18 protein-coding genes and 1 tRNA gene are annotated in these 15,710 nt (G+C 65.1%); 7 read left to right on the top strand and 12 right to left on the bottom strand.

Annotated elements, in window-relative coordinates:
- Window positions 1-38: 38 nt before the first annotated feature.
- The 3 genes from JQ631_RS07255 to mgtE form a co-directional block, all read right to left on the bottom strand.
- A complete protein-coding gene (locus tag JQ631_RS07255; protein ID WP_212325076.1) occupies window positions 39-857 on the bottom strand; it encodes an aldo/keto reductase in 819 nt (272 codons plus the stop codon).
- Between the two features lie 133 nt (window positions 858-990).
- Window positions 991-1,302 (bottom strand): helix-turn-helix domain-containing protein, encoded by a 312-nt coding sequence (locus JQ631_RS07250; protein ID WP_212328523.1) that lies wholly within the window; start codon window positions 1,300-1,302, stop codon window positions 991-993.
- 229 nt (window positions 1,303-1,531) lie between these two features.
- The gene (gene mgtE, locus JQ631_RS07245) at window positions 1,532-2,953 is read right to left on the bottom strand and encodes a magnesium transporter (RefSeq protein ID WP_212325075.1); all 1,422 of its coding nucleotides are present in this window, start codon (window positions 2,951-2,953) and stop codon (window positions 1,532-1,534) included.
- A 76-nt stretch (window positions 2,954-3,029) separates the two neighbouring features.
- On the opposite strand from mgtE, the gene JQ631_RS07240 reads away from it, so the two are divergent.
- On the top strand, window positions 3,030-3,836 hold the full coding sequence (locus JQ631_RS07240; RefSeq protein WP_212325074.1) for a polysaccharide deacetylase family protein: 807 nt from the start codon (window positions 3,030-3,032) through the stop codon (window positions 3,834-3,836).
- A gap of 179 nt (window positions 3,837-4,015) precedes the next feature.
- The gene (locus tag JQ631_RS07235) at window positions 4,016-5,278 is read left to right on the top strand and encodes a polysaccharide deacetylase family protein (RefSeq protein ID WP_212325073.1); all 1,263 of its coding nucleotides are present in this window, start codon (window positions 4,016-4,018) and stop codon (window positions 5,276-5,278) included.
- A gap of 11 nt (window positions 5,279-5,289) precedes the next feature.
- Here JQ631_RS07235 and JQ631_RS07230 read toward each other — a convergent pair whose 3' ends face one another.
- A complete protein-coding gene (locus tag JQ631_RS07230) occupies window positions 5,290-5,664 on the bottom strand; it encodes a hypothetical protein (RefSeq protein WP_212325071.1) in 375 nt (124 codons plus the stop codon).
- 231 nt (window positions 5,665-5,895) lie between these two features.
- Here JQ631_RS07230 and JQ631_RS07225 point away from each other — a divergent pair, with 231 nt between their 5' ends.
- On the top strand, window positions 5,896-6,153 hold the full coding sequence (locus JQ631_RS07225) for a hypothetical protein (RefSeq protein WP_212325069.1): 258 nt from the start codon (window positions 5,896-5,898) through the stop codon (window positions 6,151-6,153).
- Between the two features lie 45 nt (window positions 6,154-6,198).
- On the opposite strand, the gene JQ631_RS07220 is transcribed toward JQ631_RS07225, so the two are convergent.
- Window positions 6,199-6,283, bottom strand: a tRNA-Leu gene (locus JQ631_RS07220).
- Between the two features lie 197 nt (window positions 6,284-6,480).
- The gene (locus JQ631_RS07215) at window positions 6,481-6,723 is read right to left on the bottom strand and encodes a FliM/FliN family flagellar motor switch protein (protein WP_011088012.1); all 243 of its coding nucleotides are present in this window, start codon (window positions 6,721-6,723) and stop codon (window positions 6,481-6,483) included.
- Between the two features lie 81 nt (window positions 6,724-6,804).
- Here JQ631_RS07215 and lipB point away from each other — a divergent pair, with 81 nt between their 5' ends.
- Together lipB and JQ631_RS07205 are read left to right on the top strand one after the other, a co-directional pair.
- A complete protein-coding gene (lipB, locus tag JQ631_RS07210) occupies window positions 6,805-7,554 on the top strand; it encodes a lipoyl(octanoyl) transferase LipB (RefSeq protein WP_212325067.1) in 750 nt (249 codons plus the stop codon).
- A 199-nt stretch (window positions 7,555-7,753) separates the two neighbouring features.
- Window positions 7,754-8,467, top strand: coding sequence for a DNA helicase (locus JQ631_RS07205; RefSeq protein ID WP_212325065.1), 714 nt, complete (start codon window positions 7,754-7,756; stop codon window positions 8,465-8,467).
- Between the two features lie 44 nt (window positions 8,468-8,511).
- Here the strand turns inward: JQ631_RS07205 and JQ631_RS07200 are convergent, their stop codons facing one another.
- Window positions 8,512-8,934, bottom strand: a complete 423-nt coding sequence (locus tag JQ631_RS07200; protein WP_212325064.1) for a tautomerase family protein — start codon at window positions 8,932-8,934, stop codon at window positions 8,512-8,514.
- Window positions 8,935-9,045: 111 nt separating this feature from the next.
- On the opposite strand from JQ631_RS07200, the gene JQ631_RS07195 reads away from it, so the two are divergent.
- Entirely contained in the window at window positions 9,046-9,900 is an 855-nt protein-coding gene (locus tag JQ631_RS07195) for a LysR family transcriptional regulator (protein ID WP_212325063.1), read from the top strand.
- Window positions 9,901-9,904: 4 nt separating this feature from the next.
- Here JQ631_RS07195 and JQ631_RS07190 read toward each other — a convergent pair whose 3' ends face one another.
- From JQ631_RS07190 to JQ631_RS07180, 3 genes are read right to left on the bottom strand one after another with little or no spacing between them, the layout of a single operon-like run.
- Window positions 9,905-11,341 carry a TIGR01777 family oxidoreductase gene (locus JQ631_RS07190; RefSeq protein WP_212325062.1) on the bottom strand — a complete coding sequence of 479 codons (1,437 nt, stop codon included), beginning with the start codon at window positions 11,339-11,341 and terminating at the stop codon, window positions 9,905-9,907.
- The gene (locus JQ631_RS07185; RefSeq protein ID WP_212325061.1) at window positions 11,338-12,003 is read right to left on the bottom strand and encodes a DUF4166 domain-containing protein; all 666 of its coding nucleotides are present in this window, start codon (window positions 12,001-12,003) and stop codon (window positions 11,338-11,340) included. The genes JQ631_RS07190 and JQ631_RS07185 overlap by 4 nt, the downstream gene beginning before the upstream one ends.
- 16 nt (window positions 12,004-12,019) lie before the next feature.
- The gene (locus JQ631_RS07180; protein WP_212325060.1) at window positions 12,020-12,577 is read right to left on the bottom strand and encodes a GbsR/MarR family transcriptional regulator; all 558 of its coding nucleotides are present in this window, start codon (window positions 12,575-12,577) and stop codon (window positions 12,020-12,022) included.
- Between the two features lie 151 nt (window positions 12,578-12,728).
- On the opposite strand from JQ631_RS07180, the gene JQ631_RS07175 reads away from it, so the two are divergent.
- On the top strand, window positions 12,729-14,249 hold the full coding sequence (locus JQ631_RS07175; protein WP_212325059.1) for a PAS domain-containing sensor histidine kinase: 1,521 nt from the start codon (window positions 12,729-12,731) through the stop codon (window positions 14,247-14,249).
- A 163-nt stretch (window positions 14,250-14,412) separates the two neighbouring features.
- Here JQ631_RS07175 and JQ631_RS07170 read toward each other — a convergent pair whose 3' ends face one another.
- Window positions 14,413-14,712, bottom strand: a complete 300-nt coding sequence (locus tag JQ631_RS07170; RefSeq protein ID WP_212325057.1) for an acylphosphatase — start codon at window positions 14,710-14,712, stop codon at window positions 14,413-14,415.
- Window positions 14,709-15,575, bottom strand: coding sequence for an isocitrate lyase/PEP mutase family protein (locus JQ631_RS07165; protein WP_212325055.1), 867 nt, complete (start codon window positions 15,573-15,575; stop codon window positions 14,709-14,711). Before JQ631_RS07165 ends, JQ631_RS07170 begins: the two co-directional genes overlap by 4 nt.
- Window positions 15,576-15,710 lie beyond the last annotated feature (135 nt).

Raw genomic sequence — 15,710 nt, 5'->3', positions numbered from 1 at the left:
GGGTTGCCGTCCTGCTCCTAGCATACCCAAGTTCCCCCTCAATCCCATTTCGGCGCGAAGCCGAAATCGGTCAGGCGACCCTTGGGGCTGGCCAGCGCAGCGATCTGCCCCATCTCGTCATCCGAGAGCTCGAAATCGAAGATCTCGATGTTTTCCGACAGGCGCTCGACGCGCGACGTTCTGGGAATTGCAGATACATTCTGCTGCACCAGCCAGCGCAGCCCAACCTGCGCCGCCGTCTTGTGATGGGCGCGACCGATGGCCGCGAGCGTCTGGTCGGCCTTGATGCGGCCCTTGGCGATCGGGCTGTAGGCAACGAGCGCCATCCCGTGCTGGTCGCAAGCCGCCCTCACCTTCTCCTGGTCGAGATAGGGATGATATTCGACCTGATTGCAGACCAGCGGCTCGCCCGACAGCGAGACCGCCTGCTCCATCAGCGCCACCGTGAAATTGGAGACGCCGATGTGGCGCGTCAGCCCCATGCGCCTGGCATGCGCCAGCGCGCCCAGCGTCTCCTCAAGCGGCACGTGTGGATTGGGCCAGTGCAGCAACACCAGGTCGACGGCGGGAAGCCGCAGTTGCACCAGGCTCTCCTTGACCGAGCGTTCGAGATCGTGAGGCGCGAAATGGTTGGTCCAGACCTTCGTGGTGACGAAGACATCGTCGCGGCGGACGCCGGAGGCGCGCAATCCGTCGCCGACCTCACGCTCATTCTCATAGACCTGGGCGGTATCGATGTGACGGTAGCCGAGCCGCAGCGCCTGCTCGACCACACGGGCGCAGGTGCGGCCGCTCAGCTCCCAGGTCCCGAGTCCGATCGCCGGGATTTTGGCGCCATTGGCCTCGACGAACAGCATGAGGAATCCTCTCCGTTGCGGCCCCTCATGTCATTATGGACCCGGTCTGCAAGAGTGCAACGGACGACGCCGGCCGCGGATGCGGATCTTCAGCCGCAAAGCTAACGGGAGGTTCGCAGGTCAGGCCTTGACGTCAGGCTTTGGCGAGCGCCTGGAAGACCATGTCGGGCGCATGCGCGATCACGGCCAGCAGCGCGCGGGCGGGTCCGCGCGGAGCGCGCTTGCCCTGTTCCCAGTTGCGGATGGTCTCGACGGGCACGCCAAGCTTGGCGGCGAACTCCATCTGGGTGAGACAGGCGCGCCGGCGCAAATCGCGCACCGCGAGCGAGCCGGCCTCGGCCGGCGAAGCTTCGACTGCAGGCTGAACCGGCTGGACAGGACACTCTTGCCCGTCCCGCAACTCAACGACCCGTCCGTCCGCCTTCAGCCGCAACCGCATGCTCATTCCCCCAAGCGGAGCGATCATGCGGGAGGTCGCTTAAGGTCGGATTAAAGATAACGCCGCACGTACGCGGTCTCGTGCCCCGGACGCGGCGCGGCGCGCCTTCGCGGTGCGCCGCTGAGCCGTGGCCCATCTAGCCACAGAGTATGCCGCCTCCTGGGTCTCGGTTCTGCGCAGCAACGCGAAGGGCGTTGCAGCGCGCCGGGACACCAGTGTGTAGTTGCCGCGCACCCTACTTCAACCCGAACCACAGCGTCGCGATGCCGAGGAAGGAGAAGAAGCCGACGACATCGGTCACCGTCGTCACGAACGTGCCCGAGGCCACTGCCGGGTCGGCCCTGACGCGTTCGAGCGCCATCGGGATCAGGATGCCGCCGAGCGCGCCGGCGATGAGGTTGCAGATCATCGCAAGCCCGATGACGATGCCGAGGCCCGGGATCTTGAACCAGGCGACCGCGGCGATGCCTGTGATCACGGCAAAGGCAACGCCGTTGATGAGGCCGACCAGCGCCTCGCGGACGACCACGCGCCAGGCGTTGGAAGAGCCGAGCTCGCGGGTCGCGAGCGCGCGCACCGCAACCGTCATGGTCTGGGTCGCGGCGTTGCCGCCCTGGCTCGCGACGATCGGCGCCAGCACGGCGAGCGCCACCATCTGTTCGAGCTGACCTTCGAACAGGCCGAGCACCGATGACGCCAGGAAGGCGGTGGCGAGATTGATCAGCAGCCAGTTGAAGCGGCCGCGCGCAATGGTGAGAAACGTGTCCGACAGCTCTTCGTCGCTGGTGACGCCGCCGAGCGCCTTGAGGTCCTCGTCCGCCTCTTCCTCGATGACGTCGACCACATCGTCCACCGTGATGACGCCGACGAGCCGGTCCTGGGTGTCGAGCACGGGTGCGGCGACGAGGTTGTACTTGCCGAACATGCGCGCCACCTCCTCCTGGTCCTCCAGGACGGAGACGCGGCGGCGATCCTCGTCGGTCAGCTCGGTGAGCGGCACCGGACGGCGCGCGCGCAACAGCACGTCGAGCGGAACCGCACCCAGCCAGTGCTGGTCCTTGTCGATGACGTAGATCTCGTAGAAGCGGTCAGGCAGATCGGGCGTATCGCGCATGTAGTCGATCGCCTGACCGACCGTGAAATCCTGCGGCACGGCGATGAACTCGGTCTGCATCCGCCGGCCGGCCGAGTTTTCCGGATACAACAGGCTGCGCTCGAGCGCGACGCGCTCCTGGAGCGGCAGCTTTTCGAGGATCTCTTCCTGTTCCTCCTCGTCGAGCGTTTCGAGCAGCTCGACCGCGTCGTCGGATTCCAGTTCCCGGACGCCCTCGGCGACCGTTTCGGGCAGCAGCTCGTCGAGGATCTCCTCGCGGACGCTCTCGTCGACCTCGTTCAGCGCGGAGAAGTCGAAGTCGGCGCCGGTCAGCTCGACCAGGCGGACGCGGTCGTCGGGCGCGAGCGCCGCGATGAGATCGCCGAGGTCGGCCTCGTGCAGGTCGGCAACGCAGGCGCGCAGCGCGGCACTGTCGGCGGCCTCGATCGCATGGGCGATTTCCTCGACGAATTCCTGCCTGATTTCGCCGTCTTCGTTGCGCATCGGGACGTGGTCGAGTACCAATGCCTCGGCGGAGGCAGCGCTATCCATATGTTCATCCATGGTACGCCTCGCCGTTTCACAGGTTGATAATTTGGGCTGACGGGCAGGCAATACCCACAAGGCAATCGGGAGCGCAATGGCAAAGATGCAGCGGCCGAAATGGACCTCGATCACGATGGGCCTGGCTCTCGCCACCCTCACCGCGATCGGCTCAGTGAAGGCCGCGGATTGCCCGCGGAGCGATGCGCTCGGCACCTCGCGGGTCATGCGCGTCGATGCCGAGACCACGCCGCGTGTCGGGTTGAAGAGCTTTCCGCAGACGCTGCCGCTTGCCGATCATGAGGTGGTGCTGACCTTCGACGACGGCCCGCGTCCGCAGTCGACGTCCAAGGTGCTGGCGGCGCTGGCGCAGGAATGCGTGCGCGCAACGTTCTTCCTGGTCGGCCGGAGCGCCGCCGAATTTCCAGACATGGTCAAGCGCATCGCCCGCGAGGGTCACACCATCGGCCACCACACCTGGTCACATCCCTACATGGCACGGATCCCGGCCGGCGCGGCGAAATACGAGATCGACCACGGCATCGCCGCCGACGAGAAGGCGCTGCACGGGGTCGCGACGACGACGCCGTCGACGCCGTTCTTCCGCTTCCCCTATTTCGAATCCACGCCGGCCCAGCTCGACGTGCTCGAGCAGCGCGGCATCGTCGTGTTCGGCGCCGATCTCTGGGCCAGCGACTGGAACGACATCACGCCGGATCAGGAATTGAAGCTCATCACCGAGCGTATCACCGCCGCCGGCAAGGGTATCATCCTGTTCCACGATGCCCAGGCGCGTACGGCGGCCATGATGCCCGCCTTCCTGCGATTTTTGCGGGAGAACGGCTTTCACGTGGTCCACATCGTGCCGGCGGACGCATCACGGAAGAACGCCGACGCGCATTGATGCCGGAAAGTCACGGCTGACCAAAATGGGGTGATTTGCGCCCTATTAACACTCTGTTCATGCTACGCCATGCAATGATCCGGGGGGATCATCGGCGGGAACGGCCTTTGCGCCTGAACCGTTTGCTGATGTCTCCGACCTACTATGGCGACAGTCGCAGATGAAGGCTTACAGGGTTCATGATCGGTACTAGCGTTGTTGTCCGGACGCGATCGTGGGCCGTCTTGCTGGCTGTCCTGCTCCCGGGGTTGCTGACCGCGGCGCCGCCGGCGGCCCTTGCCGCAGAATGCCCGGGACATCCCGACGCGCTCGGCACCTCCCGCACACTCGTCGTCGACCCGCGCGAGCATCCGCGCATCGGCACCATGCAGTACCGCGAGACGCTGCCGCTGAAGGACCACGAGGTCGTCCTCACCTTCGACGACGGTCCGCTGCCGAAATACTCCAACCAGGTGCTTCAGATTCTCGCCAACGAGTGCATCAAGGCGACGTTCTTCGAGATCGGCGACCAGGCCAAGGCGAACCCGGAAGGCGTGCGCAAGCTGATCGCGGCGGGCCACACCGTCGGCACGCATAGCATGACCCATCCCCTGACGATGAACAGGATGCCGATGGAGAAGGCCGAGGCCGAGATCAACGGCGGCATCGAGTGGACGTCGGCGGCAATGACCGATCCGTCCAAGCTCGCGCCGTTCTTCCGCATCCCCGGGCTGATGCGCGCCGACGCCGTTGAGAATTATCTGATCTCGCGCGGCATCCAGGTGTGGAGCGCCGACTTCCCGGCCGACGACTGGCGCCACATCTCGTCGGACCGCGTCTATCAGCTGGCGATCCAGCGGCTGGAGGCCAAGGGCAAGGGCATCCTGCTGCTGCACGACATCCAGGCCCGCACGGTGGCGGCGCTGCCGAAGATCATTCGCGACCTGAAGGCGCGCGGCTATCGCATCGTGCATGTGGTGCCCGCGACCGCCGACCGTCCGGCGACGCCGACCACGCCGGTGGAGTGGCTGTTGCATCCGCCGACGGAAACGACGCGGATCGCGCGCTGGCCGACTGTGCCGAATTTCGTGTTCACGCAGACCAAAACGCTGCCGGCTCCCGGCCTCGCCGATCTCAACACGCAGACCGCGCACCAACCGCAGCTGCTGCCGCGCAAGACCATGGCGCAGGCGGATATCGCATCCACCTTGGCCGCGCCCGACCGCGATCTCTTCGCGATCCCCGAGGGGTCGATCGAGGTGCTGCTCTCGACGACCTTGTCGCGGCGCGCCGCGACGCGGATCGCGATGGCAACCGAAGGGCCGCATCGCGGCAAGGGCAAGGCTGGGAAGATCAACGCCCGGCGAACGGCTGCGCACACAGGGCCGAAGCACTCGGCTCAAGCGAAGAGCACAGCGTCCCGCCCGACCCGTCTCGCCACCAGCGTCAAGAAGCGCGCGTGAGTTAAGCGCCGTTACTGCCGCATGATGTTGGCGACGCAGAGCAGCACGATCAGCGCCAGGAAGAACAGATCCATATAGGACTTGAGCTCGCCGTCACGGCGCATCCGCGCCACGTCGGCCACGACCTGCTTGCGCGCGCTGGTTCCGCCCGAGCCGTCATTGATCGGCGCCTGGAGCCGCTTGGTCTCGGCCTCGAGCTTCTCGATCTTCTGGAAGAAGTAGAACGCACGCAATGTCGAGGCCGCGCGCATGCCGCTATAGATCAGCACCAGGATCGCGAGGATCGCCCGGTTCTGATACTTCTCCATGAAGTTCAGGCTGAAATAGACCAGCGCCATGAATGCGAAGTTGGTCAGGAAGCGATAGACGAAGCTTAGAAAGACCATGCTGGCTCCAGCCGAGAGAGGTCGCGCGAGGTCCGTCTACGCCAACTTTGTTTCAAGAAGGATACCGTCGCCCCCGCGCGCCGCCGCCTTTTAGCCACGCGCCGCCATAATGCAAGCGAGCGCGCGGCGCCTCGCCTTGTTCCACGCACCGCGGCTCGATGGAGATTCGAGACAAGCTACGGTAGACTGCTGCCGCCGCCACGGGCGAAGTCTGCGGATTGGGGTCTGCCGATGCCGAAGAAGGGAATCACGGGGCACGACGACTGGGTTCTGACCGAGGCGCTTGCGACCGCCCTGGTCGCACTGGAGCAACTCGAGGCGAAGCACCAGCCCAGCGCGCATATGGACGACATCCGCAAGATGCTGTCGCACGGCAAGGAGCCGAACGCGGTGAGCTTGCACCTCGCCCAGGCCAAATGCCGCCTGTTCCCCGACCTCGATCCGCTCGAGATCTACCGGGAATACGGGATCGGCGAGGAATATGGCTGAGGGACCCGTGCGGACCGTCAGCTTCCAGCGATGAAATTTGAGAGGTGGTGCGCTCGGAGGGACTCGAACCCCCACGGTGTTACCCACTGCCACCTCAAGGCAGCGCGTCTACCAATTCCGCCACGAGCGCAAGAAGATACCGGCCTGAGGTCGTTGGCTGGCCGGATCAGCGGTCGCCGATCTAACAAATCCATCAGGGGGATACAAGCCTGCAAAGGCTCTGAATTCCACAAGCCTGGCAGGAAAGTCGCGTCCCTGCCCGGATCGGCCCTATCGGACGGGCCGACCACTACTGCGTGCCCGGGCCGCTACCGCGTGCCCCGGCCGCTACCGCGTGCCCGGCGTCCGCGGCAGCATCTGCTTGACCTCGACCGCGATCCGGTTGCGATCGACCAGCACGACGCCGGAAGCCACCGGCAGATTGTTGGCGAGGACCTTGACCTCGTCGGCCTCGGTTGCGTCCAGCTCGATGATGGCGCCGCGGGAAAGACGTAATACTTGATGGATCGGCATGGTGGTCGTCCCGAGGACGACCATGAGATCCACGGTGACTTTATCGAGAGTAGGCACTGTCAGCACCGCCGCAACTGGAGACTAAACCAAGGGACTTGGCATTTGCGCCTCCGATCATCACCACGTTATGGTTAGCCAATGGTTAATCCGCCTCAAAACCCCCGCCAAAACCAGCGTCAAGAGCTCGATTTGACGTCGTTTTCCGTCGCCGGCGGCGAGCCCGTCGAGTGGCGAATCTCGGACGCGCCGGTGCCCTATCCGGAGGCCGTCGCCGAAATGGAAGCGCGGGTCGCCGCGATCGCGGCGGGCCATGCGCCGGAGCTGGTCTGGCTGCTCGAGCACCCCCCGCTCTACACCTCCGGGACATCGGGCAAGGAGACCGATCTGCTCGATCCCCGATTCCCGACGTTCGCGACGGGGCGCGGCGGGCAGCTCACCTATCACGGCCCCGGCCAGCGCGTGGCCTACATCATGCTCGACCTCAAGCGCCGCCGGCCCGATGTCCGCGCCTATGTCGCAAGCCTCGAGGAACTGATCCTGAAGACGCTCGCCGCCTTCAACGTCCGCGGCGAGCGGCGCGAGGACCGGGTCGGAGTCTGGGTGAAGCGCGCCGATAAAGGGCCCGAGCACGAGGACAAGATCGCCGCGATCGGCGTGCGGCTGAAGCGCTGGGTCTCGTTCCACGGCATCGCCATCAATGTCGAGCCGGAGCTCGAGCATTTCGCCGGGATCGTTCCTTGCGGCGTTGCCGATCCCCGCTATGGCGTCACCTCGCTGGTCGATCTCGGCCAGCTCGTAACCATGGAAGACGTCGACGTCGCGCTTCGGCAGGCCTTTGAAGAGCTGTTCGGGCCGACCCGCGCACTGCTGCCGGAAGCTGCCGCCTGATTCAAATCCTGTTGGAGACATCTGATCGCGTTCCTGGCGAGCGTGGAATCGGTTACGCTTGCGTCAGGTGTCGCCCACGCCTCCCCCCTCCGCCGGGAAAGCAGAAATCATGTCGGGCGATGAGACCATCGGACCGACTGTTCGAGCATTGGGCATAAGGAGGGAATGCGCTTTCTGCTCGCATCAGGAGGTTCTGACCATGAAACTGTCGGCCCCGATCTATCATCTCAAGCGAAGAGCAAAGCGACTGTCCCGCGAGCAAGGCATTCCGCTCCACGATGCGCTCGACTGCATCGCCGCGACGGAAGGGTTTTCCGCCTGGAGCATGCTCGCGGCGAAGGCCGCAGCGCTCACGCCGGCGAATAAGCTGTTCCCGCAATTCCAGCCTGGCGATCTGGTGCTGGTCGGCGCCCGTCCCGGCCAGGGCAAGACGCTGATGAGCCTCGAGCTCGCCGTGGAGGCCATGAAATCAGGTCGTCGCGCGGCGTTCTTCTCACTCGAATACACCGAGAAAGACGTGCTGGACCGCTTGCGCGCGATCGGCGCGGAGCCGGCGCAGTTCGACAGGCTGTTCGAGATCGACTGCTCCGACGCGATCAGCGCCGATTACATCGTCAAGCAGATGGCTGCTGCGCCGCGCGGCACCGTCGTCGTGATCGACTATCTGCAACTGCTCGACCAGCGGCGGGAAAGCCCTGATCTCACGGTCCAGGTGCGGGCGTTGAAATCTTTCGCGCGCGACAAGGGACTGATCGTCGTTTTCATCTCGCAGATCGACCGGTCCTATGATCCCGCCATCAAGCCCTGCCCTGATCTCAGCGACGTCAGGCTGCCGAACCCGCTGGACCTCAGGCTGTTCGACAAGACCTGCTTCCTGAACAATTCCGAAGTCCAGTTCCGGGCCGCGAGCTGACGAACGAGCCGCGGGCGAGACGGCTCGCCCGCGGCTCAAAAGCCTCACGCGGCCTTCAGCGGCACCTCGAGCTTGCCGGCGATGTAGCGGCGCTCCTGGGTCAGGCCGCCAAAGCCGTAGGCGTCGCCCTTGACCTCGTCGACGTGCAGGTAGGTCTCGGGATGCAGCGGGCCCAAAACCTCGGCCATGCGCTTGAACATCGCGGCGAGATAGGCGGCCTTCTCGTCCTTGGTGTTGGTGCCTTCGGTGATGTGGATGTCGATCCAGTAGCTGGCGAGCCTCTCGTCGGCGAGTGACTTGCCGCCGGCGAACCAGTCGCTCGCATCGACCGACTTCACGATGATGGCGGTGACCTTGGGATCCTTGTGCAGGATCTTTGCTGTGAGCTCGGACACCGCGCTCGCGATGTCGGCCTTCAGCGAGGGCGACTGGCGGGACGAGGTGTAGGACACGGTGATCAGGGGCATTGTCGTTCTCCTCAAGATGTCGCGCTGTTTGCGCGGCGTTGGTGAGAAACTAGACCTTGCTTCATCATTTTGGTATCTTATCTCTGATGATACCAGTGATAACCATTTAAAATGACAGCCACCCTCGACATCGCCACGATCCAGGCTTTCCTCCTGGTTGCCGACCTCCAGAGTTTTACCCGCGCCGCCGAAGCGCTCGGCACGACGCAGGCAGCCGTCAGCCTCAAGTTGCAGCGGCTGGAGACATTGCTGGGCAAACGCCTCGTCGAACGCTCGCCGCGCGCGGTCCGCCTCACGGCCGAGGGCGCCAGCTTCCTCGATCGCGCCCGCGCGCTGATGGCGGCGCATGACCGCGCGCTGTCGGGCGAAGCGCCGGCGGCGCAATCGCTCTCGCTCGGGATCTCTGATCACGCGGCGGGCCCTGAACTGGTGCCGCTGCTCGAACGGCTGCACGCGACGTCGTCAAGCCTGACGCTTGCCGTCACCATCGGTTTTTCGCGCGAGATGCAGGATGCTTATGACGCCGGCGAGTTCGACGCGGTGATCGTCCGCCAGGAAGGCAGCCGCCGCGGCGGCGAGAAGCTGACCGAGGACGAGTTCGGCTGGTTCGCAGCGCGGCGCTTCACGCTGCCGAAGGGCGAGCGTTTGTCGCTCGCAACTCTCGCCCCGCCCTGCGGCGTCCGCGCCGTCGCCGTGCGCGCGCTCGACAGGGCCGGCATCGCCTGGCGCGAGCGCTTTGTCGGCGGTGGTGTCACCGCCGTGGTGGCAGCCGCACTTGCCGGACTTGCGATTGCGCCGCTGGCGCGACGGATCGCACCTCCCGGTCTGGTCGACATCGGACCCTCGCTCAAGCTACCCAAACTCGGCAGCTCGAAAGTGATGCTGCATTCGAAGGTCAGCGATCCCGCAAAACTCGCGGCGCTGCGTGCGGTGGCGGCAACATTTCGAAGTGTCGCCACCACCTGACGTCTCACAGGATCGCCTCGAACGCACTGCGCAGCGTCTCGTGCCGGAACACAAATCCGCGGCTCAGCGCCTTGTTCGGCAGCACGCGCTGGCCGCCGAGCAGGAGCTCATCGGCAAAGCCGCCACCGATCCGGCGCAACAGGCCGCCGGGAATGCGTAACACCGCGGGACGGTGCAGGCAGCGGCCAAGCTCCTCGGTGAACTTTGCGTTGGTGACGGGGATCGGCGCGGTCGCGTTGACGGGTCCGGCAAGATCGGGCGTCGCCATCACATAGGCGATCAGCCGGATCAGATCGTCGCGCTCGATCCAGGACATCCACTGCCGGCCGGTGCCGATGGGACCGCCGAGCCCGAACTCGAACGGCGTCAGCAAGCGTGTGACGAAGCCGCCTTCGGTCCCGAGCACGAGGCCGATGCGCAGGTTGACCACGCGGACGCCAAGCTCTTCCGCCGGCCGCGCCGCCTTCTCCCAGGCCGCGCAGAGCTCGTGGCTGAAGCAGGCGTGAGACTTGGCCGACTCGGTCAGCACCTGGTCGGCCCACAGACCGTACCAGCCGATCGCGGAGCCGCTGACGAGCACCTCGGGCTTGCGCTCGAGCCGCGCGATCAATTTGACGATCTCACCGGTCATGTCGACGCGGGAGCCGATGATCTTCGCCCGCTTCGCCTCGGTCCACAGGCCGTTACCGATCGGCTCGCCCGCGAGATTGACGATGGCGTCGATTGGCGTATCCGGGGCGAGCTGATCGAGGCTGGTGATCAGCGTCACCGGCGGCGGCAGCATCTCGGACTTCGCTGGATTGCGTATCAGCGCGATGACGTTGTGCCCTGCCCCGCCCAGGCTCGCCGCAAGGCGGCTGCCGATAAAACCGGTCGCGCCCGTGATCAGCACGGTCTTGCGGCCGGGGATTTTCTCGACCAGCCCGTGTGCAGGAACGCTCTTCATGCGGCCCAGCCGACGCATCGCGGCAAAATCCCTGATGCCGCAGAGCGCAGCGCCAACGGCGCAGGCCGTTGCGGTGATGCTGAGCAGGCCCTGACGCACGACCGTCACACCAAATGGCTGCATCGCCCAATCGATCAGCACCGGAAGCAACAGCACCAGGATGGCGCCGTAATTGATCGCGAGCAGCGTGTGATTGATCCGCTCGCTCGGCGGCAGTTTCCGGCTCAGATCCTCCTCGACGAAATCCATCAGGGTAATGACGATCTCCGCAACCAGCACCGCAACGATCGCGAGCGCCAGCACGCCGTAGACCTCGAGCCAGCCGAGGAGCAGGAACAGCAGCGCATAGAGCATGTTGCGGATGCCGTGCAGTTTCAGCTCGAAGCGCTGCGATGGCCGCCAGGCCAGCCGCTCGGTGAATTCGTGGTGATAGAAAGTGTCGAACACGCCCATCACGATCTGGATGGCGATGAGGGTCCACAACAGCGGCGTCATGATACGGCCTCCCTGAACACGGCGGACTGGTGGATCAGCACACCGAAACGCGGGTGAGTGACATCGAGGGTGAAGCGGAAGGCGCCCTCGCCGAGATCGCGATGCGTCACGGTGAGATCGCCGGGTGTGAGCCATTGCGGCAACGGGATCCAGAAGCCGCCGAGTTGCAGACCGTAACCGGCGCTGCGAAACGTCAGCGCCTGGTCCTCGACCGAGATACGCAGCGCCATGCAGACGCCGAAGCCGACATACTCTTCGAGCCCGGTCGGGCCGGCGAAACGCTTTGCCGAATGGATCACTTGCGGAAAGCCGCGCTTGCGCGCGCAGATGCGGGTCCAGGTCTGGCCGCCGGTCGCGGCGTCCTCGGTGACGGTCACGATCATGGGCACGCCGATGTCGCGCCCCGCGGGCAGCGGCCCGCCAATCAGGCGCGCGGCTTGCGCGAACCACCAGCCGATGTCGCTGAAGGAGACCTCGTCGACGACGCCGACATAAACCACGCTGTCACCGTCGGCGACGCGCTTGGAAAAGCGCCGCCAGGTCGCGAGCGGCAGGCGGCCCCAATCCTCGTCCGACAGCAGTGCGCGGAAACGGCGGTCGTCGAGCAGTCTGATGTGGGCGGAGGTCGGTGCGTTGGAGCCTGATAATCTCGCCGACGTCATCACACCCTCCTCAACGCTATTTGGCCTTGCCCAGCGGCAGCAGGTTGGCGATCTTCTCGCCAAGCCGCATCAAGGCGACCAGCCGCGGCCGCGGCACTTTCAGCATCTGCATGAACCAGTGATCGGCGAGCTCGGTGAAGGCGAGCATCTCCTTCAGCCGTTTGCTGGCGACCGGATTGATGGTCGGATCGTCGGCGGCATCGGTGACGCAGGCCCTGAGCGCCGTGATCGCCGGATCGAGTTCCCGCTCCTTGCGCCGTGCCGCGATCCGGGCTGCGACCTCCCAGATGTCGGTTTCCGCCTCGTAATGATCACGACGGTCGCCGAGGATCGGCACCCGCCGGATCAGGTTCCATGCGAGCAGCTCCTTGAGAGAGTTCGAGACATTGGAGCGCGCCATACCGAGCGTGTCGGCGATGTCCTCCGCCGTCATCGGCGCCTCGGCCAGATAGAGCAGCCCGTGGATCTGGCTGACCGAGCGGTTGACGCCCCACTGATCCCCCATGTCTCCCCAATGCAGGATGAAGCGCTCGACGGCAGCGGGGAGTTTCTTCTTTCCGGTTATTTCTGTCATGACAGAAATATCTGACGCTTACGATGGCGTGTCAAGTGCCGTAATCGCCTTGCCTCTTGCATACCGTCCGCTCAATTTGCCTAAAAACGTCCCAGAGATCGGGAACCAAACGCCTTTCAGGGCGTTTGCCCCCGTTGAGGCGGGGTCCGGAATGGTCAAAAAGTCCAGTCAACAGAGAGACTTGTTCGAAAGCGAGCGGAGTTTCCGGCTGTTGGTTGAAGGAGTCGCGGACTACGCGCTTTATATGCTCGATCCCAGCGGGATCATCACGAGCTGGAACATCGGCGGCGAGCGGATCAAGGGCTATTCGCCCGAGGAGATCCTCGGCCAGCATTTCTCGCGCTTCTATACCGAGACCGACCGGGCCAATGGCAAGCCTGCCCGCGCGCTCGGCATCGCGCGCGATCAAGGCCGCTACGAGGAGGAAGGCTGGCGCGTCCGCAAGGACGGCACCTTCTTCTGGGCGAGCGTGGTGATCGACCCGATCTACGAGGACGGGGCGCTGGTCGGCTTTGCCAAGATCACACGCGACATCACCGAGCGCCGCAACACGCAAGTGAAGCTCGAGGCGATGCAGACCCAGCTTGCGGAGTCGCAGAAGTTCGATGCGCTCGGCCAGCTCACCGGCGGCGTCGCGCACGACTTCAACAATTTGCTGATGATCATCACCGGCAGCCTTCACATCCTGAAGAAGGCCGACCCCGACGATTCCAAGTTCCAGCGCGCGGTCCTGGCGATCGAAACCGCCGCCAAGCGCGGCGCCGCGCTGACGGGACAGCTATTGACCTTCGCGCGGCGGCAGAGCGTCAATCCGCAGGCGATCCGTTTCGGCGATCGCATCGAGGCAATCCGCGAGGTGCTTCACGCCGGCGTCGGCAGCGCTGTTCGCCTCGCCTTCGAGATCGAGCGCGACGTCTGGCCGGTCAGGGCCGATGTCTCCGAGCTCGAGACGGGCCTGCTCAATCTCGTCATCAACGCGCGCGATGCCATGCCCGACGGTGGCACGGTCACGATCGGCGCGCACAACATCGTCCTGGACGATCCGTTCCACAGCGGCGAATTCGTCGCGGTCACCGTCGCCGATACCGGGCTCGGCATCCCCCCCGACGTCGTCGACAAGATCTTCGAGCCGTTCTTCACGACCAAGCCAGTCGGAAAAGGCACCGGTCTCGGCCTGTCCCAGGTGCACGGCTTTGCCCACCAGGCCGGCGGCACGATCAAGGTTGCCAGTGAGCTCGGCAAGGGCACCATCTTCACCATTCTGCTGCCGCGCTCGACCGCGATCGCGCCGAGCGAGACCGTCGAGGCGACACCGGCGCGCGGCAGCGGCACGGTGCTGCTGGTTGAAGACAATCCTGACGTCGCCCTCGTCAGCATCGGTCTCCTGGAACAGCTCGGCTATCACGTGCGCCGGGTTGCGGATGCGGAGTCCGCGCTACGCGAGCTTGAGCACAATGGCGTCGACTTCGTCTTCTCCGACATCGTCATGCCCGGCAAGATGGACGGACTCGGCCTCGCCCACCGCCTCCGCCAGATCCGCCCCGACCTGCCGATCCTGCTCGCCAGCGGCTATAGTGAAGCCGCCGCCGGCGTGCGCGGCGACTTCCCGATCCTGCGCAAGCCGTATGAGATCCACGAGCTGAGCGAAGCGATCTCGAAGCTGCCGCGGTGAGCTATTCGTCTCGCCCCGCCTACGTCGTCATGGCCGGGCTTGACCCGGCCATCCACGCCTAGCCACGCAGCAGGAACAACGTGGATGCCCGGGCTTTCGCCTCGCCGAGGCGACTTCGGCCGCGCAGGCGGGACAAGCCTCGGCATGACGATCCTTTCTGAGGCTAAATCGTCGGCAATACCGAGAACTTCTCGCCGGCCCCGCGCAGGTTCAACTCATCGACACTGGCGGTTTCGCTGGTCACACTATCGACATGCGAAGACGGCGGCCCGTGGCGGCACAGTGCGACCATGTCGGCGACGAGTTTCGGCGTGCCCGCGAACAGCGCCTCGACACTGCCGTCGCGGCGGTTGCGGACCCAGCCTTCGAGCCCACAGGCGGCCGCCTGGGACTCGACCCAGGCCCGATAGCCGACGCCCTGCACGCGCCCTCGGATCATGACCTGGAGAATCGCGCGGCTCATTTTTTCAATCCGAGGAGATCGGCGCTGCGCGCTTTGACATCGGCCTCGCGCATGACGCGATTTGTCAGCTCCGCAGACGGCAATCCCTTCAACGCTTTCGGCGCAGTGCCTTCACGCAGCGCTTTCTGAACATCGTAGACGGCCTGCGTGGCGGCTGCGATCGGGGCATGGCCCTGAAGTGCGATGCGCACGCGCTGGCCGGCGAGATAGTCGATCGCGTTCAATTCGTCCGGCGCGCCACCGAGCACGATCGGCAGGCGCGTGGCGGCCACGATGGCTTCGAGCTCCGCGCGCGACTTGATGCCAGTGAAGAAGAGCGCGTCCACACCGGCAGCTTCATAGGCTCTGGCGCGGCGAATTGCATCCTCGATCGAGGTGATCGCGGCCGCGCCGGTCCGGCCCATGACGACCAGCGAGGGATCGCTACGGCCATCGAGCGCGGCCTTCATCTTGCCGACGCCCTCCTCCAGCGAGATCAACTGCGCCTTAGCCTCGCCGAAGGCCCCCGGCAGCAGCGTGTCCTCGATCGTCAGGCCGGCGGCGCCCGCCGTCTCCAACTCCTGTACGGTGCGGCGCACGTTGAGCGCATTGCCGTAACCGTGGTCGGCATCGACCAGCACCGGCAGCGAGGAGGCACGCGACATCCGCCGCATCTGCTCGGCAAGCTCAGTGAGTGTGATCAGGGTGACGTCGGGGTCGCCAAGCACCGCGAGTGAGGCGACCGAGCCGCCGAACATGCCGAGCGGAAAGCCGAGGTCCTCGGCGATACGGATCGAGATCGCGTCATAGACCGAGCCGGGATGGACACAGGCCGAGCCCGAGATGATTGTACGCAATTTTTCGCGGCGGGAACGAAAGGCCATGGTGATATCTCGGTCAGGTCACGGACGCCGCATCATACTCCGTCATTGCGAGGAGCGTAGCGACGAAGCAATCCAGACTGCCTCCACGGATGCATTTCTGGATTGCTTCGCTGCGCTCGCAACGACAGCGTTTGT

The sequence above is a fragment of the Bradyrhizobium manausense genome, from assembly GCF_018131105.1.
GTDB classification, from domain to species: Bacteria; Pseudomonadota; Alphaproteobacteria; order Rhizobiales; family Xanthobacteraceae; genus Bradyrhizobium; species Bradyrhizobium manausense_B.
Note: the sequence above shows the minus strand (reverse complement) of the source record. Positions and strands in the feature narration are given on the sequence as shown.

Coding starts and splice junctions, on each gene's coding strand:
- JQ631_RS07250 (WP_212328523.1), bottom strand. CDS start 1,302: ATGAGCATGCGGTTGCGGCTGAAGGCGGACGGACGGGTCGTTGAGTTG.
- JQ631_RS07240 (WP_212325074.1), top strand. CDS start 3,030: ATGGCAAAGATGCAGCGGCCGAAATGGACCTCGATCACGATGGGCCTG.
- JQ631_RS07190 (WP_212325062.1), bottom strand. CDS start 11,341: ATGACGCCGCTGTTGTGGACCCTCATCGCCATCCAGATCGTGATGGGC.
- JQ631_RS07165 (WP_212325055.1), bottom strand. CDS start 15,575: ATGGCCTTTCGTTCCCGCCGCGAAAAATTGCGTACAATCATCTCGGGC.
- JQ631_RS07185 (WP_212325061.1), bottom strand. CDS start 12,003: ATGACGTCGGCGAGATTATCAGGCTCCAACGCACCGACCTCCGCCCAC.
- JQ631_RS07230 (WP_212325071.1), bottom strand. CDS start 5,664: ATGGTCTTTCTAAGCTTCGTCTATCGCTTCCTGACCAACTTCGCATTC.
- JQ631_RS07180 (WP_212325060.1), bottom strand. CDS start 12,577: ATGACAGAAATAACCGGAAAGAAGAAACTCCCCGCTGCCGTCGAGCGC.
- lipB (WP_212325067.1), top strand. CDS start 6,805: ATGGTTAATCCGCCTCAAAACCCCCGCCAAAACCAGCGTCAAGAGCTC.
- JQ631_RS07200 (WP_212325064.1), bottom strand. CDS start 8,934: ATGCCCCTGATCACCGTGTCCTACACCTCGTCCCGCCAGTCGCCCTCG.
- mgtE (WP_212325075.1), bottom strand. CDS start 2,953: ATGGATGAACATATGGATAGCGCTGCCTCCGCCGAGGCATTGGTACTC.
- JQ631_RS07205 (WP_212325065.1), top strand. CDS start 7,754: ATGAAACTGTCGGCCCCGATCTATCATCTCAAGCGAAGAGCAAAGCGA.
- JQ631_RS07235 (WP_212325073.1), top strand. CDS start 4,016: ATGATCGGTACTAGCGTTGTTGTCCGGACGCGATCGTGGGCCGTCTTG.
- JQ631_RS07195 (WP_212325063.1), top strand. CDS start 9,046: ATGACAGCCACCCTCGACATCGCCACGATCCAGGCTTTCCTCCTGGTT.
- JQ631_RS07170 (WP_212325057.1), bottom strand. CDS start 14,712: ATGAGCCGCGCGATTCTCCAGGTCATGATCCGAGGGCGCGTGCAGGGC.
- JQ631_RS07225 (WP_212325069.1), top strand. CDS start 5,896: ATGCCGAAGAAGGGAATCACGGGGCACGACGACTGGGTTCTGACCGAG.
- JQ631_RS07255 (WP_212325076.1), bottom strand. CDS start 857: ATGCTGTTCGTCGAGGCCAATGGCGCCAAAATCCCGGCGATCGGACTC.
- JQ631_RS07175 (WP_212325059.1), top strand. CDS start 12,729: ATGGTCAAAAAGTCCAGTCAACAGAGAGACTTGTTCGAAAGCGAGCGG.